Origin of the sequence: Dyella sedimenti, from assembly GCF_022760995.1 — a bacterium.
Classification (GTDB): domain Bacteria; phylum Pseudomonadota; class Gammaproteobacteria; order Xanthomonadales; family Rhodanobacteraceae; genus Dyella; species Dyella sedimenti.
Genome location: NZ_JAKWJO010000001.1, coordinates 296706 through 318594 on the forward strand (window position 1 = coordinate 296706; position 21889 = coordinate 318594).

Annotated in this window: 21 protein-coding genes; 10 read left to right on the forward strand and 11 right to left on the reverse strand. The window is 67.6% G+C overall.

The features are described 5' to 3' along the window. Window positions 1–9: 9 nt before the first annotated feature. Window positions 10–333, reverse strand: a complete 324-nt coding sequence (locus tag MJ605_RS01360) for a DUF2946 family protein (protein ID WP_243039059.1) — start codon at window positions 331–333, stop codon at window positions 10–12. A 225-nt stretch (window positions 334–558) separates the two neighbouring features. On the opposite strand from MJ605_RS01360, the gene MJ605_RS01365 reads away from it, so the two are divergent. Beyond that, window positions 559–864, forward strand: a complete 306-nt coding sequence (locus tag MJ605_RS01365; RefSeq protein ID WP_243039060.1) for a hypothetical protein — start codon at window positions 559–561, stop codon at window positions 862–864. Between the two features lie 265 nt (window positions 865–1129). On the opposite strand, the gene MJ605_RS01370 is transcribed toward MJ605_RS01365, so the two are convergent. The 5 genes from MJ605_RS01370 to MJ605_RS01390 are packed head-to-tail and all read right to left on the reverse strand — an operon-like array spanning window position 1130 to window position 8083. Beyond that, a complete protein-coding gene (locus MJ605_RS01370) occupies window positions 1130–2614 on the reverse strand; it encodes a UbiD family decarboxylase (RefSeq protein WP_243039061.1) in 1485 nt (494 codons plus the stop codon). Beyond that, window positions 2611–3384 carry a prephenate dehydrogenase gene (locus MJ605_RS01375; protein ID WP_243039062.1) on the reverse strand — a complete coding sequence of 258 codons (774 nt, stop codon included), beginning with the start codon at window positions 3382–3384 and terminating at the stop codon, window positions 2611–2613. Before MJ605_RS01375 ends, MJ605_RS01370 begins: the two co-directional genes overlap by 4 nt. Window positions 3385–3416: 32 nt before the next feature. Continuing rightward, window positions 3417–5342: a pyridoxal phosphate-dependent decarboxylase family protein gene (locus MJ605_RS01380; RefSeq protein ID WP_243039063.1), complete on the reverse strand. Its 1926-nt coding sequence runs from the start codon at window positions 5340–5342 to the stop codon at window positions 3417–3419. 4 nt (window positions 5343–5346) lie between these two features. Continuing rightward, window positions 5347–5751, reverse strand: a complete 405-nt coding sequence (locus MJ605_RS01385) for a SirB2 family protein (protein ID WP_243039064.1) — start codon at window positions 5749–5751, stop codon at window positions 5347–5349. Between the two features lie 55 nt (window positions 5752–5806). After that, entirely contained in the window at window positions 5807–8083 is a 2277-nt protein-coding gene (locus tag MJ605_RS01390) for a nitric-oxide reductase large subunit (RefSeq protein WP_243039065.1), read from the reverse strand. A 199-nt stretch (window positions 8084–8282) separates the two neighbouring features. Here MJ605_RS01390 and MJ605_RS01395 point away from each other — a divergent pair, with 199 nt between their 5' ends. Further along, entirely contained in the window at window positions 8283–8720 is a 438-nt protein-coding gene (locus MJ605_RS01395; protein WP_243039066.1) for a CopD family copper resistance protein, read from the forward strand. A 23-nt stretch (window positions 8721–8743) separates the two neighbouring features. Continuing rightward, window positions 8744–9244: a thiol peroxidase gene (tpx, locus tag MJ605_RS01400; protein WP_243039067.1), complete on the forward strand. Its 501-nt coding sequence runs from the start codon at window positions 8744–8746 to the stop codon at window positions 9242–9244. Window positions 9245–9344: 100 nt separating this feature from the next. Here tpx and azu read toward each other — a convergent pair whose 3' ends face one another. Together azu and gap are read right to left on the reverse strand one after the other, a co-directional pair. Then, the gene (azu, locus tag MJ605_RS01405) at window positions 9345–9794 is read right to left on the reverse strand and encodes an azurin (RefSeq protein WP_243039068.1); all 450 of its coding nucleotides are present in this window, start codon (window positions 9792–9794) and stop codon (window positions 9345–9347) included. A gap of 180 nt (window positions 9795–9974) precedes the next feature. Continuing rightward, entirely contained in the window at window positions 9975–10988 is a 1014-nt protein-coding gene (gene gap, locus MJ605_RS01410; protein ID WP_243039069.1) for a type I glyceraldehyde-3-phosphate dehydrogenase, read from the reverse strand. Window positions 10989–11171: 183 nt separating this feature from the next. Between gap and MJ605_RS01415 the strand changes: the two genes are divergently transcribed. The 5 genes from MJ605_RS01415 to MJ605_RS01435 all read left to right on the forward strand — a co-directional run bounded on the left by MJ605_RS01415 (window position 11172) and on the right by MJ605_RS01435 (window position 16083). Beyond that, complete coding sequence (locus MJ605_RS01415; RefSeq protein WP_243039070.1) at window positions 11172–11645, forward strand: OsmC family protein; 474 nt, start codon at window positions 11172–11174, stop codon at window positions 11643–11645. A 66-nt stretch (window positions 11646–11711) separates the two neighbouring features. After that, a complete protein-coding gene (locus tag MJ605_RS01420; protein WP_243039071.1) occupies window positions 11712–12521 on the forward strand; it encodes a S1/P1 nuclease in 810 nt (269 codons plus the stop codon). A 405-nt stretch (window positions 12522–12926) separates the two neighbouring features. Further along, a complete protein-coding gene (gene pyk, locus MJ605_RS01425; protein ID WP_243039072.1) occupies window positions 12927–14399 on the forward strand; it encodes a pyruvate kinase in 1473 nt (490 codons plus the stop codon). 80 nt (window positions 14400–14479) lie between these two features. Beyond that, entirely contained in the window at window positions 14480–14929 is a 450-nt protein-coding gene (locus MJ605_RS01430) for an energy transducer TonB (RefSeq protein WP_243039073.1), read from the forward strand. 146 nt (window positions 14930–15075) lie between these two features. Then, window positions 15076–16083 carry a class I fructose-bisphosphate aldolase gene (locus MJ605_RS01435; RefSeq protein ID WP_243039074.1) on the forward strand — a complete coding sequence of 336 codons (1008 nt, stop codon included), beginning with the start codon at window positions 15076–15078 and terminating at the stop codon, window positions 16081–16083. Between the two features lie 161 nt (window positions 16084–16244). Here MJ605_RS01435 and MJ605_RS01440 read toward each other — a convergent pair whose 3' ends face one another. Then, entirely contained in the window at window positions 16245–16856 is a 612-nt protein-coding gene (locus MJ605_RS01440) for an outer membrane beta-barrel protein (RefSeq protein ID WP_243039075.1), read from the reverse strand. 263 nt (window positions 16857–17119) lie between these two features. Here MJ605_RS01440 and tkt point away from each other — a divergent pair, with 263 nt between their 5' ends. Next, complete coding sequence (gene tkt / locus MJ605_RS01445) at window positions 17120–19123, forward strand: transketolase (protein WP_243039076.1); 2004 nt, start codon at window positions 17120–17122, stop codon at window positions 19121–19123. Window positions 19124–19271: 148 nt separating this feature from the next. On the opposite strand, the gene MJ605_RS01450 is transcribed toward tkt, so the two are convergent. Then, window positions 19272–19904 (reverse strand): HAD hydrolase-like protein, encoded by a 633-nt coding sequence (locus MJ605_RS01450; protein WP_243039077.1) that lies wholly within the window; start codon window positions 19902–19904, stop codon window positions 19272–19274. Further along, a complete protein-coding gene (locus MJ605_RS01455) occupies window positions 19904–21082 on the reverse strand; it encodes a phosphoglycerate kinase (protein ID WP_243039078.1) in 1179 nt (392 codons plus the stop codon). The genes MJ605_RS01450 and MJ605_RS01455 overlap by 1 nt, the downstream gene beginning before the upstream one ends. Before the next feature lie 137 nt (window positions 21083–21219). On the opposite strand from MJ605_RS01455, the gene maiA reads away from it, so the two are divergent. Further along, window positions 21220–21888 (forward strand): maleylacetoacetate isomerase, encoded by a 669-nt coding sequence (gene maiA, locus MJ605_RS01460; RefSeq protein ID WP_243039079.1) that lies wholly within the window; start codon window positions 21220–21222, stop codon window positions 21886–21888. The last annotated feature ends 1 nt before the right edge of the window (window position 21889 follow it).

Genomic DNA, 21889 nt, shown 5'->3' on the forward strand with positions numbered 1-21889 from the left:
GAGTCGGTTTCAGCCTTGCGAGGAAACCGGCGGGCCGCGCGGTGCGGCCGCCAGGACGGAAGGTTCCGTGTCGTAGCGGATGCCGGCGGGCAGCGGAACGCCGGCCGGCAGCGGGAAGGCCTGCACGGACACGATCGCGCCGGGCAGCAGGACATGATGGCTGAGCAGGCCGCAGTAGCCGCACTTCTCCATCGTGGCGGCATGCGGGGCGGATGGCGGCGCGTGGTCGTGCTGGCCTTCGCAGTCCATCGACATGGACATCGACGGCATGGCGTCGATCACGACGACCTGCGAGACGACCGGGGACACGATGGCGAGCCAGATGGCCGCCATGGCCAGCCAGCCTATCCAGTGTGGAGTGCGCGGGCGCGTCACGTCGATCCCTGTGGATTCTCAACCATGCGTATCGCGCGCCATGGTCCCATGCGCGCGGATGCATCGTCCTGTGGCATGCCGTCGCGTCGTGATGCATCGTCGCGATGGCGCACTGATGGAGGTCAGTGAAGGGCATGGCACCGAGGCGCACGATGGCCGCCGATACGGCAAGGGCACGGCGCGATGATCGACTATATCCAGGCTTGGCAATGCATCGGCTGCGGCAAGATCGAGGCGCCGCAGCCGTGCATCGGCGTATGCCGCGACCGCAAGATCCTCATGGTGGGCAAGGACGACTACGAGCGCGCCCTGGCCGAGGTCGAGGCGCTGCGCGCCCAGCAGGCCAGACTGCACGGGATGCTGCAGCGCTTCGGCCTGGCCAAGGTGCACGAGGGACAATGGGAACGCTCCTGGCTGGCGCTGCAGGCCCAGGTGCGCGAGGCGCTGGCGCTGCTGGATGCGTCGCCGGTGGGGCCGTCCGCGCATTAAGAGCCTGTTTACGATCTCCACGTAGCCCGCGTTGAGCCGGTGTGCGCGCCAGGAAGTCGAGCGTGGCGAAGCGCCTGACTGGCCGTCAGGTCGAGCCGCGCGCGGCTTCCTGGCGCGCACACCGGTTCAACCCTCCGGGCCGGGTCTGTTTGCCCCCAGGCCGGCGTCATCGCTCGGTCGTGTACGGACGTACACTCCCTCGCTCTTCCTTGTCCTGCGTGCAAACAGCTCCCGGCGCGGGCCACGCGGAGATCGCAAACAGGCTCTAAGAGCCTGTCGGCGCCGTATGGCGCAGTGCCGACCACAGGGCATCCACGCGTCGCGCCACCGCGGCGTCCGGTTCGATCGGGCGGCTCCACGCGCGCGAGGTTTCGGACGGCCATTTGTTGGTGGCATCGATGCCGAGCTTGGAGCCGAGGCCGGCCGCCGGGCTGGCGAAGTCGAGGTAGTCGATCGGCGTGTTCTCCACCATCATGGCGTCGCGTGCCGGATCGACACGGGTGGATAGCGCCCAGATCACCTGCGACCAGTCGCGCACGTCGATGTCGGCATCGGTGACGATCACGAACTTGGTGTAGCTGAACTGGCGCAGGTATGACCACACGCCCATCATCACGCGCCGCGCGTGGCCGGCGTATTGCTTGCGGATGCTGACCACGGCGATGCGGTACGAGCAGGCTTCCGGCGGCAGGTAGAAGTCCTCGATCTCGGGGAACACCTTCTGCAGAATCGGCACGAACACGTCGTTCAGCGCCATCGCCAGCACCGAGGGTTCGTCGTGCGGCGCGCGGCCCATGTAGCTGCCGTGATAGATCGCGCCGCGGCGCAGGCGCATGCGCTCGATGGTGAACACCGGGAATTCGGCCTGGGCGTTGTAGTAGCCGGTATGGTCGCCGAACGGGCCTTCCAGCGCGGTGTCGTGGGGATGGATGAAACCTTCCAGCAGGATCTCCGCGCCGGCCGGCGCATCCAGTCCGGTCAACCCGCTGCGCCAGGTGCGTGTGCGATCGCCGCGCAGCAGCCCGGCGAATTCGTACTCGGACAGGCTGTCGGGCACAGGAGCGACCGCGGCCAGCAGGGTCGCGGGGTCGGCGCCGATCGCCACCAGCACGGGGAAGGGGCGCTCGGGATGGGTGGTCTGCCAGTCCTGGTAGTCCAATGCGCCGCCGCGATGCGGCAGCCAGCGCATGATGACGCGGTTGCGGCCGATCACCTGCTGGCGGTAGATCGCCACGTTCTGCCGCTCCTGCCGCGTGCCACGGGTGACCACCAGGCCGAAGGTGATCAGCCGCCCGGCATCGCCGGGCCAGCAATGCTGGATGGGCAGGCGGGCCAGGTCGATCTCGCCGCCTTGCAGCGTCTCGTGCTCGAAGGCCGCCTCGAGCAGGGAGCGCGGGGCCACGTGGGCGAGCTGCGCGAACTCGGGCCAGTGGGCCAGCGCCTGGCGCAGGCTGGCCGGCCAGCGCGGCTCCTTGATCGATGCCAGCAACTGGCCCAGCTCGCGCAGCGATGCCAGCGGCCGTCCCGCCAGGGCCAGCTCGATCCGGCGGCGGTGCCCGAACAGGTTGCCGAGCAGCGCGTGGTGGGAGCCGGTGGGGTTCTCCATCAACAGGGCCGGGCCATCCTCGCGCAGGGCGCGCAAGCTCAGGGCGGTGGATTCGAGATGGGGATCGACCGACTCCATCACGCGCAGCAATTGCCGCTCGCGTTCCAGGTGGTCGAGGAAACTGCGCAGGTCATGGTGGCTCATGGGACTTCTTCGGGCGGTTCCGGAATGGACATCGTGTTGCCGTCGTCCACCGACAGGCGTCGGTGGATCTCGGCGAGGTGGTCGAGCAGGGCGGCGCGCGCCTCGGCGGCGTAGGGGTTCTCGCGCTGGATCGCGGCGAACAAATGGCCGGCGTCGCCGCGCACGGCCGCCAGCATGTTCGCCAGCCCCAGGAAGGAGGGCGGCGCCAGCGACAGGTCCTCGCCGACGCCCATCTCCACCAGCGCCTTGGCGATGAAGAACGCCATGGCATGGGTATAGGCCATGGCCTTGTCGTGGTCAGCCGGGCTGCGCTCGCTCACCAGGCAGCCCAGCGACTCCCACAGCCGGCGCGTGCGCGCGGCGGCCTCCGGATGCAGGGGGCTGGCGCAGACCACCACGCGCAGCGGGTATTCGCCACGGGCCAGGCTCAATGGGCCGAACAGCGGATGAGTGCCGGCGTGCGGAATGGCCGCGCCCAGCAGCTCGTCCATCAACCGGCAGGGTTGCTGCTTGACGCTTCCCACGTCGATTACCGCCTGGCCTTCGCGCAGGTGGGGCCGCAGTTCCTTCAGCACCTCGGCGAACCGTGGCACGGGCATGGCGAGCACCACCCATTCGGCATCCTGCACGGCATCGGCCATCGAGGCGCAGGCCAGCGATGGAGGTACTTCGGCGTGGGGATCGAAGACGCGGACATCGTGGCCGGCCTCCCGCAGCAGGCTGGCGAAGGCTTGTCCGAAGCGGCCGTAGCCGAGCAGGGCGAAACGCATGGCGGATTCCGTCGATGGGGATGGCCGTTACGTTACGCCATGCGGGCCAGCGGACGCAGTTGCCGGCCGAGGCAGTCGAAATAGCGGGCGACGTAGCTGATGCCGTTCTCCTCGTCGATGAGGTAGGGATTCATCAGGGTGTGGCGGAGGATCAGCAGGTGCTGCGCATCCTCGCCCTGTCCCAGCGTGGCGACGTCCAGGCCCAGGCCGGCGAGGATGCGTGCGGTCTGTTCGGCGCCCAGCAGTTCCGGCCGCAGGCTGGTCATCGAGCCGAAGAAATCCTTGACCTGCAGTGGCTGGGACGGGTCGCTGCGCAGCGTGCCGTACACGGCATGGACGAAGGCGTTGGCCCGCGCCACCTGGGTATTGCCGTGCGGGTTGAGCGCCAGGCAGACGAGGTTGCTGTCGGGGGCGAACGGCACCAGTACATGGACGATGCCCGCCATGTCGTCGGCGAAGCGCCTGGCCGCCGCGTGGAAGGCCTCCGCCGCGCGGATGGTGGCGCCGGTCAGCTGCCCGAAGTGGGCATGGTCGAGCGGCAGCACGCGATGCGTCACATAGGCGGCGGCCGCCGCCGCGCCCGGCTTGGAGCCTTCGGGAATGTACTGGCCCAAGCGGCGGTGCCGCGCCATGTAGTCGTCCGCGTCGCTCTCATGGAACACGTAGTCGGCGCGTTCGGCCAGCAACGCCATGGCGCGATGGTCGCGGCAGACGAAGGCGCCCGTGCCGTAGGGCAGGTAGCCGAGCTTGTGCGGATCGATGGTGATGGAATCGACCTCGCCCAGCGCGGCGAAGGCAGCATGCACCTCGGGCAGGGGAAAGCGCTCGAAGCCGGATGCGACCTCGTCGCGGGAGCGCAGCGAGCCATCCTCATGGCGGAACAGCGTGGCGAGGTAGCCGCCCCAGGCCGCGTCCACGTGCACGGCGGCATGCAGGCCCTGGGCCTCGGCGTCGGCGCGCGCGGCGAGCACCTCGTGCACGGGATCGATGGTGCCGTATTCGGTGCTGCCGAGCACCGCCACGCACATCAGCACCGGCTGCCGTTCGCGCACGCTGTCGGCCAGCGCCTCGCGCAGCGCATCGGCGTCCAGGCGCATGCCGCGCGTGGGCAGCAGGCGGAGCTGGTGGCTGCCCAGGCCCAGCAGCTTCATGCCCTTGCTCCACGAGTAGTGCGCGGTGGCCGGCGCCATCACCAGCGGCATGCGCAGTTGCGGATGGCCGGCGAAGAAATCGGCCAGGCCGCGCTGCTCGATCCGCTCGGCCTCGACCTTGTCGCGCCAGTGCCGGGCCAACGCCTCGGGCTGCGCGGCGAGCCAGCCCTGCCATTGCTCCCACAGCGCGATGGCCTCGTTCCGCGGCAGGTTGAAGGCCTGCCAGTCGTCCGGCGGCAGTTCCAGCACTGGCACCCCGGCGGCCCGCAAGGCCACAGGGAACGCCTTCAGGGCCAGCGCCAGGCGCAGCGCCTGGTAGTTGGCCAGCGTGCCGCCCGAGGTGAGATGGCCGAAGGCGCAGTCCGGCCGCGCCGGATCGGCGGGAAAGCCCAGCATGCGCGCCAGTTGCAGGCCGACCTGCAGCTCCATGTCCAGCGTGACCGGCGCCGCGTCCTCGCAGACGTTGTTGGGGTTGTAGGGCAGGGCCAGCATGTGCGCCGCCAGGCCGGGCAGCAGCAGGTCGGAGGTCATGTGGCCGATATAGCGCGGGCTATGGAACGGCACCGACTTCTTCAGGGCCGCCGACAGCAGGTGCAGCTCGCGCCGCATGCGCGCCTCGAAGGCCAGGTAGTCCGGATGGTGCGCGGCGCGGGTGGCGATGGCCGGCGGATCCTCCGGATGGAAATTGCGCCGCCAGTACACGTGGTCGCGGAGGAACTCCACCACCAGCTTTTCCAGCAGCGTGTCGTTCTCGCCGTAGGGACCGAGGAAACAGGCGTCGAGCGTGTGGCGGTGCGTTGCGGTCATGCGTTCATGCCAGCCAGAGATAAAGCCAACCCAGCGGATGGTGCGCGCAGGCGATGCCGATGATGGTCAGGTAGGCGAGTAGCGCGGCGGCATAGCAGAGCCGCCGCACGCCCGGCGTATGTGCCCGGCCCAGCGCCAGCATGCCCAGCGCCACGTAGGCCACCACCAGCGTCAGCTTGGCCAGCAGCCAGCCGTTGGCGAACATCGCGCGCGGCAGGATGGTCAGCAGCATCAGCGCCGCCGTGAGCAGGGTCGTGTCGACGGCGTAGCTGAACCAGCGCACCGGTGCCGATCGCGCGGCGCCGCCATGGCCCAGCTGCACCAGCAGGCCGCGCAAGGCGAACAGCGTGCCGCTGATCGTAATGCAGGCGATATGGACCCACTTGATCTGGGTATAGAACTCGATCATGCGAAACGTGTAGGGGATGGATCGGGGCGCGCCGTGCGGCACGCCCCGGTTCCACTCATCGGCCGTCGCGCACGGCCTGCGTGGCCGGTGCCGGGGCCTTGCCGCGAACCAGCCACAGCGAGGCCACGAACAGCGCGATCAGGACGGCGCCCACCGCGAACAGGCTGTCGCCCGGCACGCGCAGCCACACCAGCAGGTGCACCAGCGGCGTGTCCATGACCTCGGCCGAACGGGCGAACCAGTAGCCATGCTCCAGCGCCGCGTGCAACTGGATCAATCCCAGCGGCAGCAGGGTGAACAGCGCCATCATCGACAGGCCGATGTTCATCAGCCAGAACGCGCTGCGCAGCCAGCCCTCGCGCCATGCGGCTTCCGGCTTGATACCGCGCAGGCAGAACAGCATCAGACCCAGGCCGAGCATGCCGTACACGCCGAACAGCGCGGTATGGCCGTGCAGCGGGGTCAGGTTGAGACCCTGCATGTAGTACAGCGCGATCGGCGTGTTGACCAGGAAGCCGAACATGCCCGCGCCCACCAGGTTCCAGAAGCTCACCGCCACGAAGAACACGATCGGCCAGCGATAGCGCGCCATCCACGGCGCCATGTGCTGCGCGCGCCAGGTGCCGTAGGCCTCCATGCCGATCAGGGCCAGCGGCACCACTTCCAGCGCCGAGAAGCTGGCGCCCAGCGCGATCACCGCGGTGGTGGTGCCGGTGAAGTACAGGTGGTGCAGCGTGCCCAGCACGCCGCCGGCCATGAACACGATGGTGGCGAACAGCACGTTGGTGGTGGCGCTGCGCGCGCGCAGCAGGCCGAGCCGCACGAACAGGTAGCTGATGACGGCGGTGGCGAACACCTCGAAGAAGCCTTCCACCCACAGGTGTACCACCCACCAGCGCCAGTATTCGACCATCGCGATATGGGTGTGCTCGCCCCACATCAGGCCCGCGCCGTAGAGCAGGCCGATCGCCACGGTGGAAAGGAACAAGAGGCCCACGATGGAGGAGGTGTCGTCCCTGCGCTTGATCGCCGGCCACAGCGCGCGGCCCACCAGGAACAGCCACAGCATCAGGCCGATGAACAGGAAGATCTGCCAGAAGCGACCGAGGTCCACGTACTCCCAGCCCTGGTGGCCGAACCAGAAGTTGTACTTCAGGCCCATCTTGTCCATCACCGCGAACCACTGGCCGGCGAACGAGCCCACCACGATCACCAGCAGGCATACCCACAGGAAGTTCACGCCCAGGTGCTGGAACTTCGGCTCGTAGCCGCCGATCACCGGCGCGATGTAGAGGCCGGTGCCCAGCCAGGCGGTGGTGATCCACAGCACGGCCAGCTCGGTATGCCAGGTGCGCGTAAGGCTGTAGGGCAACACGTTGGCCAGCGCATAGCCATAGACGTCCTGGCCTTCCACCTGGTAGTGCGCGGTGGTGGCGCCGAACAGGATCTGCACCAGGAACAGCGCGATCACCACCCAGAAATACTTGGCGGTGGCCCTCATCGACGGCGTGGCCTTGAAGGCGGCCAGCGGGTCCTGCGCCGGTGGCGTGGCAGGCGCTTCCTTGTGGCTCTGTGCGGTGTGGTACCAGGCCAGCAGGCCGATGCCACAGATCAGGAAGATCACGCTGAACACCGACCACATCAGGCTGGATGGCGTCGGCGTGTTGCCCACCACCGGATCGTACGGCCAGTTCTGCGTATAGCTGATGGTGCGGCCGGGACGTTCCGTCGCCGCTGCCCAACTGGTCCACCAGAAGAAGGAGGCGAGCATGCGGCGATGCTCCATGTCGCCGACGGTGTTGTCGCGCATCGCATAGGCCTTGCGCAGATGGGCGGTGGCCGGGTCGTTGCTGAACAGGCTCTCGTAATGCGCGCCCACCACCGCCATCGCCTGCGCGCGCAGCGCCGAGACGGTGATGGTGTCCCTGGCCGGATCGTAGGTGTTGTTTCGCAGCTCCTGCTGCACGCGGACCCTGAGCGCGGCCTGCTGCGCGGCATCCAGCGCGTCGAAGGAGGCGGCGCCCTGGTTGCGCGCCAGCAGCTCCAGCATGGCTTGGGCTTCGCGATGCAGCCAATCCGCGCTCCAGTCCGGCGCCACCAGCGCGCCATGGCCCCAGATGGTGCCGAGCTGCTGGCCGCCGATGCTCTGCCAGACTTCGCGGCCTTCCTCCATGTCGGCCCTGGTGAAAAGGGTCTGGCCGTCAACGGTCAGCACGGCGTGCGGCAGCGGCGGCGCCTGCTGGTGCACCTCGTCGCCTATCCACAACAATACCCCGAAGGTCACCAGCAGCAACGCTGCCAGGCCCAGCCATAGTTTTCGCGTACTGCTCATGACGCATCTCCCTGGACGATGCGCTCATGCTCGGCGTCGCGGCCAAACCGTGACGATGACGCAAGTCAAGCCACTCCCAGAGGGCGGGTGACGGAATGTCGCGCAGCGTTTGGACGTCCATAAATTTCGCGAAAACTGACTCAGGTCAGAGCGTTGTCGTCGTCGAAGCAGCCTCATGGGCACCGCTTGCGGAGACGACATGGGCGCCTGGTACCCCGTTCTGTTGCTGGTCCATCTTTCCTGCGCGATCGTCTTCGTGGGCGCGGCGGCGTTCGAGGTATTCATCCTCGAAGGGCTGCACCGCACGTTCGATCACGCCACGATGGAGCGCATCGAGCAGGCCGTGATGCGGCGGGCGCGCCGGGTGATGCCATGGGTGGTGACCCTGCTGTACGCCAGCGGCATTTCGCTGTTCGCGACACGCTGCGCGGGGCTGAGCTGCCTGCGCACGCACTTCGGCTGGCTGCTGCTGGCCAAGGTGACGCTGGCGCTGGCGGTGCTGACGGTATTCATCAGCACGGTACGGGCCGGCGGGCGGGGCGGGCTCGATCCCTGCCGCTTCAGGCATACCCATCGCATCGTGCTGGCGCTGATGGCGGGCATCGTCTTTCTGGCCAAGGCCATGTTCTACTTGTAGGCCCCAACCAGTGAGGTATCCCCATGTCCCAAGTCACCCTCAAGGGCCAGCCGATCCAGGTCGATGGCCATTTCCCCGCCGAAGGCGAGCAGGCGCCGGCATTCTCGCTGGTCGGCAAGGACCTGGCCGATGCGACGCTCGCCAGCTTTGCCGGCAAGCGCAAGGTGCTCAACATCTTCCCCAGCGTCGACACGCCGACCTGCGCCACCTCCGTGCGCCGCTTCAACGAGAAGGCCAGCCAGCTCGACGACGCGGTGGTGCTGTGCATCTCCGCCGATCTGCCGTTCGCGCAGGCGCGCTTCTGCGGCGCGGAGGGATTGGACAACGTGGTGACCCTGTCCACCCTGCGCGGGCGCGATTTCCTGAAGGACTACGGCGTGGCGATCGCCTCGGGACCGCTGGCCGGACTGGCGGCGCGCGCGGTGGTGGTGCTGGATGAGCACGACAAGGTCGTGCACAGCGAGCTGGTGGGCGAGATCGCCCACGAGCCGGACTACGACGCCGCGCTCGCTGCCCTGAACTGAAACGACTGTAGGAGCGCACCCAGTGCGCGACCGGCTTGCATGGAAGTTATGCCGTCGCAGCGGTCGCGCACAGGGTGCGCTCCTACAGTGAAGGGCGGTATTACTTGGAAAGCGTCAGCGTGCCCTTCATCAGGGCGGCGTGGCCGGGGAAGGTGCAGAAATAGGCGTACTGCTCGCCGGCCTTGAGCTTGGCGACCGGGAAGGTGACGCTGTCGGACTCGCCGCCGCCCACCAGCTTGGTGTGGGCGATCACGCGGGCGTCGTCGGGCTTGACGTAGTTCTGGTCGGCGCCGGCCTTCATGCCGTCGGCGATGATGCCGGCTTCGTCGGCGCTGTGGCCGAGCACCCAGTTGTGGCCCATCGAGGCCTTGGGCAGCTTGCCGGTGTGCTTGAGCGTCACCGTGAACTGCTTGCAGGTCTTGGGCACTTCGATGCTCTTCTGGTTGAACTGCATCGCGTCGCTGCCCTCGATGGTGGTGCTGCAGTCGGCGGCCCACAGGGGGGCGGCGAACAGGCCGAGCAGGGCGAGGGCAAGGGTCTTGCGGATCATCGGGACATCTCCGTGGTATCTAGCGGGGAACCCAGACGATGATGATTCCCGTTACTGGCGACGCTGATCTGGATCAGCTTCCTGCGTAATCCGCGCGCATCGCGACATCCCACCGCACGATGCCCGGAACGAAAGAGGGCCGGGATGCCCCGGCCCTCCCGGTCGAACCGAAGGCGCGCCTTACTTCGCCGCCATCAGCGCGAGGGTCATGTCGAGCATGCGGTTGGAGAAGCCCCACTCGTTGTCGTACCAGCTCAGCACCTTCACCAGCGTGCCGTCCAGCACGCGGGTCTGGGTGGCGTCGTAGGTGGAGGAGGCCGGGTTGTGGTTGAAGTCGATCGACACCAGCGGCTTGGTGTTGACCGCCAGGATGCCCTTCAGGGCGCCGTTGGCGGCTTCGTTGATGGCCGCGTCGATCTCTTCCTTGCTGGTCGGGCGGGCGGCGTCGAAGGTCAGGTCGACCACCGACACGTTGATGGTCGGCACGCGCATGGCGAAGCCGTCCAGCTTGCCGTTGAGCTCGGGTAGCACCAAGCCCACCGCGGCGGCGGCGCCGGTCTTGGTCGGGATCTGCGAGTGCGTGGCCGAACGGGCGCGGCGCAGGTCGGAGTGGTAGACGTCCGTCAGCACCTGGTCGTTGGTGTAGGCGTGGATGGTGGTCATCAGGCCGCGCTGGATGCCGATCTTCTGGTGCAGCACCTTGGCCAGCGGCGCCAGGCAGTTGGTGGTGCAGGAGGCGTTGGAGATCACTTCCAGCTTGGAGGTGAGCTTGTCCTCGTTCACGCCGATGACGAAGGTGCCGTCCACGTCCTTGTCGCCCGGGGCGGAGATGATCACCTTCTTGGCGCCGGCGGCGAGGTGCGCGCTGGCCTTGGCCTTGGAGGTGAACAGGCCGGTGCATTCCAGCACCACGTCCACGCCCAGCTGGCCCCAGGGCAGCTTGGACGGGTCGCGCTCGGCGCAGACCTTGATGCGGTCGCCGTTGACGATCAGGTCGCCGCCGTCCACCGACACGGTGCCCGGGAACTTGCCGTGCGCGGTGTCGTACTGGGTCAGGTGCGCGTTGGTCTCGGCATTGCCGAGGTCGTTGATCGCGACGATCTGGATCTCGTCGGTGCGACCGGCTTCGTACAGTGCGCGCAGGATGTTGCGGCCGATGCGACCGTAACCGTTGATGGCGACCTTGATGGCCATGGGACAGCGTCCTCCTGGTGAGGTGACGAAAATGGCGGTCATGGGGGCCGCCGTAAAGCGGTCATTTTAGCCTGAACCCGGCCGTTGCCTCATCCTGCGGCGATCGGTGTGCCGGGGCGGACTGTTCAGCAAGCCCGCGACGCGCTTGAATCGAGCTCCTTTCCCACCCACGGGGGCGAACCCATGAGCAGCGACGCGGAACAGACCTTCGGCATCACCCTGGAGCAGGTGGCGGACTACGAGTTCAAGGTCCGCTTCGACGACACCGCCATCCCGGACCTGGCCACTGACGAGACCTCGCCGCTGGGCCACGATGCCGGTCCCAACCCGTCGCGCCTGCTGGCGGCGGCGGTGGCCAACTGCCTGGGCGCCAGCTTGCTGTTCGCTCTGCGCAAGTACAGGAACGCGCCGGGTCCGCTGGGCGCCAAGGCGAAGGCCACGCTGGCGCGCAACGAGCACGGCCGCTGGCGCATCACCCATATCGATGTCGGGCTGCGGCTTGGTGACCAGGCCGGAGTACTGGAACACCTCGACCGCGTGCTGGCGCAGTTCGAGGACTTCTGCATCGTGACCCAGAGCGTGCGCCAGGGCATCGCGGTGGACGTCACGGTCAGCGATGCGGCGGGCCAGCCGTTGCCCTTGCCCGGCGGTGGCTGAGCCGCGGTGCCGGATTGTCACGCACCTATGGCAGACTCAGCCGTTTTCCCGTCGAGATCCTCACCCATGCCGTTCCCACGCCGTCCGGTCGCCGCCGCGCTCATCCTTCTCGCCCTCGCTCCTGCGGTCCATGCCTGGGGGCAGCTCGGTCACAGCATCGTGGCCGACCTGGCCCAGCGCCACCTGAGCCCGGCCGCCGAGGCCGAGGTGGAGCGCCTGCTGGCGCCGGAGCACACCAAGTCGCTGGCCGACATCGCCAGCTGGCCGGACGAGATCCGCAACGATCCCAGCAAGGATGCGCTGTGGAAGCAGACCCGTGCGCTGCACTACGTGGACTTCACCTCCGGCGACTGCAACTACACGCCGCCGCGCGACTGCAAGGACGGCCAGTGCGTGGTCGAGGGCATCGACCACTACGTGAAGGTGCTGGGCGACAAGAGCCAGCCGGATGCGGCCCGCCTGGAGGCGTTGAAGTTCGTGGTGCACTTCATCGGCGACGAGCACCAGCCGCTGCACGGCGGCTCGCGCGACGACAAGGGCGGCAATGCCTACCAGGTGCAGTTCGAGGACAAGGGCACCAACCTGCACAGCGTGTGGGACTCGGGTCTGCTCAGGACGCGTGGCCTGGCGTGGAAGCCCTATGCCGACGAGCTGGAGGCGCGCGGCCCGGTAAGCCTGCCGGCGCCGATCCCGCCGTTCGACAACGCCTATGCGCAGTGGGCGGAAGAGTCCTGCCAGATCTCGCGCGACATCTATCCGGACGGCCACAAGATCGACCAGGCCTATGTCGATAAGGAACGGCCGGTGGCCGAGCTGCGCCTGCGCGAAGCGGGCCGCCGCCTGGCCGAAGTGCTCAACCTCACGCTCTCGAAGTGAGGTGAGGGCGCGGGCCGCCGCAACGGCGGCCCGCGGCGCGGAGGGCGGGCGATGTCCCGCCTCCCCGACATCGGCGAACCTTTCTTTTTATTGCAATGCAGCATGACGCTTGCGCCCTCTCGGGCGGCCTCCGCGCGGCCGGTGGCGGCTCGATGGCGGCGCATCGCGCGTGGCGTTGGAATGGCGTGGCTTTTCGCGACCGATGACACCAGTGTCCACACCACCCGGGAGGCGCCAAGCAGACCAGTGTGCATCGCTCGTGTCGTCCTTGCTTGCCTGAGCGTAATACCAGTGGAGTGGGCTGGTCCGCATGCCAGCAGCAGTCCACTTGGGTGGTATGGACGATGTGGGAAAACGGCCGGAAAACCCTCTGGCGTACGTCGCCAGTTCTGCTAGTTTGAAACGATGACTACCGACACTCCGCTGCGCCGCACAAAAATTGTCGCCACCCTCGGTCCCGCCACCGATGCGCCTGGCATGCTCGAAAAAATCATCGCCGAAGGCGTCGATGTGGTTCGCTTGAACCTCTCCCACGGCCAGCCGGACGACCACCGTGCCCGCGCCAACGCGGTGCGCGATGCGGCGGCCAAGCTGGGCCGCGAAGTCGGCGTGCTGGCCGACCTGCAAGGTCCGAAGATCCGCGTCGAACGGTTTGCCAATGGCCCGGTCGAACTGCGCGTGGGCGACAGCTTCGTGCTCGATTGCAGCCCCAATGCGCCGCTGGGCGACAACACCCGCGTGGGCGTGAGCTACTACGGCCTGCCCAACGACGTCGCCGCGGGCGACGTGCTGCTGCTCGACGACGGCCTGGTCGCGATGACGGTGGAATCCGTGGTCGGCGCCGAGGTGCGCTGCCGCGTGCTGATCGGCGGTCGCCTTTCCGACCGTAAGGGCCTGAACCGCCAGGGCGGCGGCCTTTCCGTCAACGCGCTGTCGGACAAGGACCGCGCCGATATCAAGCTGGCCGCCGAGATCGGCGCCGACTTCCTGGCTGTGTCCTTCGTGCGCTCGGGCGCCGACATGCACGAGGCGCGCCGCCTGCTGGAAGAGGCCGGCGGCAAGGCCTCGCTGGTGGCCAAGATCGAGCGCGCGGACGCCATCCCCGTACTCGGCGAGATCATCGACGCCTCCGACGTGGTGATGGTGGCGCGCGGCGACCTGGGCGTGGAGATCGGCGACGCCGAGCTGCCGGGCCTGCAGAAGAAGATCATCCGCGAGTCGGTGCAGCGCAACCGCGCGGTCATCACCGCCACGCAGATGCTGCAGTCGATGGTGCGTTCGCCGATCCCGACCCGCGCCGAAGTGCTCGACGTGGCCAATGCCGTGATCGACGGCACCGACGCGGTGATGCTGTCGGAGGAATCGGCCGCCGGTGCGCACCCGGACAAGGCGGTGGCCGCGCTGCGCCGCATCTGCCTGGGCGCCGAACGCCAGTTCGAGCCCAAGGAAGACCCGGCCACGCAGGGACACCTGCTGGACCGTACCGACCAAGCCATCGCACTGGCGGCGATGGTGCTGGCCAGCCAGCTCGGCGTGCGCGCCATCGTGGCGTTGACCGAGTCGGGCGCCACCGCGCAGTGGCTGTCGCGCTATCGCACGGCCGTGCCGATCTACGCACTGTCGCCGTTCGACGACGCCCGCCGCCGCATGCTGGTGCTGCGCGACGTGCAGCCGGTGAAGTTCACCCATGCCTCGCAGAATCCGGCCGTCTCGGCGCGCGATGCCGTGCGCCAGTTGTTCGAGCAGGGCAAGCTGTCCGAGGGCGACCGCGTGGTGCTGACCCATGGCGACCATATCGGCCAGGGTGGCGGCACCAATACGCTGAAGTTGCTTTCGGTGGGCGCCGAGGGTGTGGTGGAGTGCCTGCGCGACCTGTAGGCGTGCCGTTGGCATCGGCCGAGGCCCATTGGGACTAGAATCCGGCCGACGCCACCCCACCCATGCGCAGGAGGTTTTCCATGAACACGATGTCACGCCGTTTTGGCCAGGCCCTGGTGCTCGCGTTGGCCATGACCGGGGCGGCGCCGCTGCTCGCGCAGTCGCAGGCGCGCATGGTCGGGCCGGAGCAGATCCAGTCCTACTGGATCATGCTCAATACCAAGGTCGACGCCGACGTTCCCAACAGCGGCCGCAACATGGACAAGCCAGGTTGCGTGGCGGTGAGCTTCCTGATCGGGTCGGACGGCGTGCCCCAGAACGTGACCGTGCGCAAGGTGGTGCCGCAGAGCGACCTGGATGCGGTGGCCAAGAGTGTGGTCGGCAACTTCCGCTACGGCCCGGCGCTGCACAACACCGGGCATGAGCCGGTCAACACCTACTACATCGTGCCGTTCAACCTGCCGGACGATGCCGCCCAGAAGCAGGCCATCGTCAACGCCTGCAAGCTGCCGGGCTACGACCAGGCCTGATCCCGGGCCGTGCCACCAGGCCGTTCAGGGGCGACCTCCGGCCCCCTGAACGGCTGATGGCCTATAATCGCCGCCTTTCAGCCTGGCCGCCCCCCGGGGTGGCACCACCTTGTGCGGCCCACACCGCCTAAGTATCCGGAGTTGTCATGAGCATCGAAGATCTCGAAAGCGTCGCCCTGGCGATGGTCGCGCCCGGCAAGGGCATCATCGCCATCGACGAGTCGACCAACACCATCAAGAAGCGATTCGAGGCCGTTGGCATCGAGAACACCGAGGAGAACCGCCGCGCCTACCGTGAGCTGCTGCTCACCGCGCCGGGCCTTGGCGAGCACATCTCCGGCGCCATCCTCTACGACGAGACCATCCGCCAGTCCACCAAGGACGGCGTGCCGTTCACTCAGGTGATGAAGAAGAACGGCATCATTCCCGGCATCAAGGTGGATAAGGGCCCGGTGCCGCTGGCCGGCTTCCCGGGCGATGTGGTGACCGAGGGCCTGGATGGCCTGCGCGAGCGCCTGCAGGAATACGTCAAGCTGGGCGCCCAGTTCGCCAAGTGGCGCGCCGTGATCAACATCAGCGAGGACAACCCGTCCTCCACCGCCATCGAAGCCAACTGCCACGCGTTGGCGCGCTACGCCGCGCTGTGCCAGGAAGCCGGCCTGGTGCCGATGGTCGAGCCGGAAGTGATCATGGACGGCGACCACAGCATCGAGGTCAGCTATGAGGTGCACGAGGCCGTGCTGCGCAGCCTGTTCAACGCGCTGTACGAGCAGAACGTGATGCTGGAAGGCACCATCCTGAAGGTCAGCATGGTCATCCCGGGCAAGGACGCGGACGAGCAGGCCGAGGTCGAGGAAGTGGCCGAGGCCACCGTGCGCGTGCTCAAGACCACCGTGCCGGCCACCCTGCCGGGCATCGTGTTCCTCTCCGGCGGCCAGACCGACGAGCAGTCCACCGCCCACCTCAACGCCATGAACCGCATGGGCCCGCACCCGTGGCCGCTGAGCTTCTCCTACGGCCGTGCCATGCAGCAGGCCGCGCTGAAGCTGTGGTCCAAGGACATGAAGGCCAACTACGCCGAGGCGCAGAAGACCGTCGCCGCGCGCGCCAAGGAAAACGGCCTGGCCGCGCTGGGGCAGTGGCCCGGCAAGTAAGCGGCACGACACCACCCTCTGTAGGAGCGCACCCAGTGCGCGACCTGCGGAGGCGGGTGCAAGCGCTCGGTGGGTTTGTCGCGCACTGGGTGCGCTCCTACGGAAAAGAAAACGGGCGCCGCGAGGCGCCCGTTTTTGTTGCTCAGTTGCTGACACCGTCCTTAGAAGCGATATTCCGCGCTGAGGCTGTACAGGTTGGTCGGCAGGTGGATGTTCTTGTCGCTCTGGCTGCCGTCGTAGTAGTCCCAGTTGACGCCCACGCTCCAGTTCCGCGAGATGTTGTAGCCCGCGCCCACGCCGGCGTAGTAGCGGGTGCTGTTGAAGTCGACCTTCTGCGGGTTGAGCTTGTCGTTGGTCAGGCCCTCGCCCTTGGCGAAGAACGCGCCACCACGGATCTCGCCGTACCAGTTCGGGCTGAAGTTGTAGCGCAGGTTCAGGCCGGCGGTGGCGCCCTGCAGCTTGGACTTGTCGTTGTTGCCGTTGTAGCCGGCGTAGTTCTGGGTATAGAGGCCACGGGCGTCGGAACGGCCCAGGTAGACGTAGCCGACTTCCGCGCCCAGCGAGGTTTCGGGGTTGATGGCGAAGCGGTAGCCGCCCTTCACGCCACCCGCGAAATCGCCATTGTCATACGGGCCCTTGTGCGTCTGGGCATAGCCGGCATTCGCGCCGACGTACCAGCCCTGCTGGGCGTTCTGGCCATTGTCCTGGGCGAACGCGGGGAGGGCCACCAGACCGGCGGCGGCAAAGGCAAGGGCAAACATCGTCTTTTTCATGGGGGACTCCTCTTGGTCTTATTGGGGCCAGTCCGTCGCGCCGGGGGTTCGGTCAGCGGCGGCTGGGCACCTCGTGCCGACGGTGCTGTTGCTTAGATGGGTCGAGGGTCCGGGAGTTTCAATACCGGTTAGTCCAGTATTAAGGAGTGGTTAATTGTTGGCGCCGTTCAGGTGCCGCACGCGTGGCCTGTGATGGGCGACAGCAGATGGGGGGATCGGCGACAATGCGGGTTTTTCCGCCGCCAGCCCGGAGACTTTTCCCGATGACAACCCGCCGCGAACTTGCCAATGCCGTGCGTGCCCTCGCCATGGACGCCGTGCAACAGGCCAACTCCGGTCATCCGGGCATGCCCATGGGCATGGCGGATATCGCCGAGGTGCTGTGGAACGACTTCCTGCGGCACAATCCCGCCAATCCCAAGTGGTTCAACCGTGACCGCTTCGTGCTGTCCAATGGCCACGGCTCGATGCTGCAGTACGCGCTGCTGCACCTGACCGGCTATGACCTGCCGATGGAGCAGCTCAAGCGCTTCCGCCAGCTGCATTCCAGGACCGCCGGCCATCCGGAAGCCAGCGAAACCCCAGGCGTGGAAACCACTACCGGCCCGCTGGGCCAGGGTCTCGCCAATGCCGTGGGCTTCGCGCTGGCCGAGAAGGTGCTGGCCGCGCACTTCAACCGCCCGGGGCACGACATCGTCGACCACCGCACCTATGTGTTCCTCGGCGACGGTTGCCTGATGGAAGGCATCTCGCACGAGGCCGCCTCGCTGGCCGGTACCTGGAAGCTGGGCAAGCTGGTGGCGGTGTACGACGACAACGGCATCTCGATCGATGGCGAGGTGCACGGCTGGTTCACCGACGACACCGCCAAGCGCTTCGAGGCGTACGGCTGGAACGTAATCCGCGGCGTGGACGGCCACGATGCCGAGGCGATCAAGCAGGCGATCACCCAGGCCACTGCCCAGTCCGAGAAGCCCACGCTGATCTGCGCCCGCACCATCATCGGCTTCGGCGCGCCGCACAAGCAGGGCAAGGAAGAAAGCCATGGCGCCGCGCTGGGCAAGGACGAGGTCGCCGCCGCCCGCGACGCGCTGGATTGGCGCTACGAGCCGTTCGTGATCCCGGCCGAGATCTATGCCGGCTGGGACCACAAGAAGGTCGGCGCCGAGCGCGAGCAGGCCTGGCACGACGCCGTGGCCAAGTACACCGCGGCCTTCCCGGAACTGGCGGCCGAGTTCAATCGCCGCATCACCGGCGCATTGCCGGCCGACTGGGCCGCCAAGTCGCAGGCCTATGTGGAGAAGCTGCAGGCGGAGGGCCCGGAAGTGGCCACGCGCAAGGCCTCGCAGATGGCCATCGATACCTTCGCTCCGCTGCTGCCGGAACTGATCGGCGGCTCGGCCGACCTGGCCGGTTCCAACCTCACCAAGTGGAAGGGCAGCGTCGACGCCGGCAATGGCCATGATGCCAAGGGCAACTACGTCTACTACGGCGTGCGCGAGTTCGGCATGACCGCCATCGCCAATGGGCTGGCCTTGCACGGCGGCTTCATCCCGTACGACGCTACCTTCCTGGTGTTCTCCGACTACGCCCGCAATGCGGTGCGCATGAGCGCCCTGATCCCGGCGCATACCATCCACGTCTATACCCACGACTCGATCGGCCTGGGCGAGGACGGCCCGACCCACCAGCCGGTGGAGCACCTGGCCTCGCTGCGCTACATCCCCAACAACCAAGTGTGGCGTCCTTGCGATGCGGTGGAGACCGCCGTGTCCTGGAAGCTCGCCATCGAGCGCAAGGGTAACCCGGCGTGCCTGGTGTTCTCGCGCCAGAACCTCAAGCACCAGCAGCGCAACGCACAGCAGTTGGCGGATATCGCCCGCGGCGCCTATGTGCTGTCCGATCCCCAGGACACCCGGTTCAAGGCCATCCTGATCGCCACCGGTTCGGAAGTGGAGTTGGCGATGGAGGCGGCGCGTACGCTGGCCCAGCAGAACGTGCCGGTGCGCGTGGTGTCGATGCCGTGCACGGAAGTGTTCGACGCCCAGCCGCTGGAATACCGCGAGGCGGTCCTGCCGGGCTGGTGCCGCGCGCGCGTGGCGGTCGAGGCGGCCACCGCCGACTTCTGGCGCAAGTACGTAGGCTTGGACGGCGAGGTGGTCGGCATGACCACGTTCGGCGCCTCGGCGCCCGCACCGCAGCTGTTCGAGTACTTCGGCTTCACGGTGGCCCACGTGGTGGATGCGGTGAAGCGCGTGGTCGGCTGAGCGCGTGCCCCCTTGACCACAAAAAACGCCGCGATCATCGCGGCGTTTTTTTGTGCCTCGTCTTTTTGTAGGAGCGCACCCAGTGCGCGAAAAGCCTACGAAGCGGTTTCATCCGCGCACTGGGTGCGCTCCCACAGGGTTTACGTAGTCACGCCGCCAGCAGCTCCGCCAGATGCGCCGGATCGCGCGCCAAGGCATGCGCACCGGCTTTTTCCAGCTCCTCGCGGCTGCCAAAACCCCACAGCACGCCAAGGCCGCGCACGCGATTGGCCACGGCGCCATCAATATCGAAATGACGATCGCCGATCATCGCCGTTTCTTCCGGCTTGGCGCGAAAATCCTCGAGCGCGGCACGGATCATCGTCGCCTTCTCGCTATGCGCGCTCGACGGGTCCGGGCCGTATAGACGGCTGAACGCTTTGCCGAACGGCAGGTGTTCGATGATCGGCCGCGCATGCCGTTCCGGCTTGCTGGTGACCACGGCGAGCGTATGCCCGGCCGCCTGCAGGCGTTCGATCATCATGTCGATGCCGGAATAGACGGTGTGCTCCTGCCAGCCGATCGCATGGAAGCGCTCGTGGTAGTACTCCACCGCCAGCTCGATGCGCTCGAGGTCGTGGTCCAGCAGCGGCGCGAAGCTGTGCCGCAGCGGCGGGCCGATCCAGTGGCGCATCTCGGCCGGGTGTGGCACGCCCAACTGCGTCAGCGCATGGCGAACGCAGCCGAGGATGCCGGCCTCCGAATCGATCAGCGTGCCGTCGAGGTCGAATAGGCAGAGCATTACTTGCCAGCGCGGGCCTTGAGGGCCGCCACCGCCGGCAGTTCCTTGCCTTCCAGGAACTCCAGGAAGGCACCGCCGCCGGTGGAGATGTAGGACACGTCATCGGCGATGCCGAACTTGTCCACCGCGGCCAGCGTGTCGCCGCCGCCGGCGATGGAGAACGCCGGGGAAGCGGCGATGGCGCGCGCCAGCGTCTCGGTGCCCTTGGCGAAGGCGTCGAACTCGAACACGCCGACCGGTCCGTTCCACACCACCGTGCCGGCCTTGGCGATCAGCTCGGCATAGCGGCGCGCGGTCTCGGGCCCGATATCCAGGATCATCTCGCCGTCCTTCACCTCGTCCACCGGCTTGACCGTGGCGGACGCATGGGCGGAGAACTCCGGCGCGACCACCACGTCCACCGGGATCGGTACGTCGGCGTTGCGGCGCTTGGCGTCGGCGATGACCTTCTTGGCGGCCGGAATCAGGTCCGGTTCGTACAGCGAGTTGCCGACCGGGTAGCCCATGGCGGCGATGAAGGTGTTGGCGATGCCGCCGCCGACGATCAGCTGGTCCACCTTGCCGATCAGGTTCTCCAGCAGGGTGAGCTTGGTGGAGACCTTGGAGCCGGCCACGATGGCCAGCAGCGGATGGGCCGGCTGCTCCAGCGCCTTGCCCAGCGCATCCAGCTCGGCCGACAGCAGCGGGCCGGCGGCGGCCACTGGGGCGTACTTGATCACGCCGTGGGTGGAGGCCTGGGCGCGGTGCGCGGTGCCGAAGGCATCCATCACGAAGATGTCGCACAGCGCGGCGTACTTCTTCGCCAGTGCGTCGTCGTCCTTGCCTTCGCCCACGTTCATGCGGCAGTTCTCCAGCACCACCACCTCGCCGTCGGCGACTTCGACGCCGTCGAGGTAGTCGGCCACCAGGCGCACCGGCTGGCCGAGCTTCTCGCCCAGCCAGCGGGCGACCGGGGCCAGCGAGGATTCGGCATCGAACTGGCCTTCCTTCGGGCGGCCGAGGTGGGACATCACCATCACCTTGGCGCCGGCGTCGCGGGCGGCCTTGAGGGTGGGCAGGGAGGCATCCAGGCGCTGGGTGGAAGTGATGTGGCCGTTCTCGATCGGTACGTTCAGGTCTTCGCGGATCAGCACGCGCTTGCCGCGCAGATCAAGATCGCTCATGCGGGTAACGGACACGGCGGAACTCCCTTGGCTTGTTCGATGAATGGGCGCCCTAGGGCACGAATCGCGTATTGTCCCGCCCGGTCCGCAGCGATGCAAACCGCATGGCGGGTATCCTAGGCGGCCGATATTTCTCCGGGAGGACATGCACGATGAGCCAGGATCTGGCGCTGTACGGCTATTGGCGCTCCAGCGCCGCCTATCGCGTGCGCATCGCGCTGAATCTGAAGGGATTGGTCTACGAGACGCGGCCGGTGCACCTGCTCGACCATGGCGGCGAACAGCACGCGCCGGAGTTCCAGGCGCTCAATCCGCAGGAACTGGTGCCCTGCCTGATCGACCGGGGCCGGGTGCTGACCCAGTCCATGGCCATCGTCGAGTACCTGGAGGAGACGCGGCCCACGCCGCCGTTGCTGCCGGCCGATGCGGAGGGGCGCGCCCGGGTGCGGGCGTTGGCGCAAGTGGTCGCCTGCGACTTGCATCCGCTGGGCAACCTGCGCGTCCTGCAATACCTGACGACGCAGTTCGGGCTGGACGAGGCGGCCAAGGGCGTCTGGTCACGGCACTGGATCGGGGTAGGCCTGGACGCGCTGGAAACCATGCTGGCCGGCAATGTGGCGACCGGGCGCTTCTGCCATGGCGACATGCCGACCCTGGCCGACGCCTGCCTGGTGCCGCAGGTCTACAACGCGGTGCGCTGGAAGCTGCCGATGGAAGGTTACCCTACGATCCGGCGCATCCATGAAGCCTGCCAGGCCCTGGAGGCATTCCAGCGGGCGGCGCCGGAAGCGCAGCCGGACGCACCGCCGCCCGCCGGCTAGC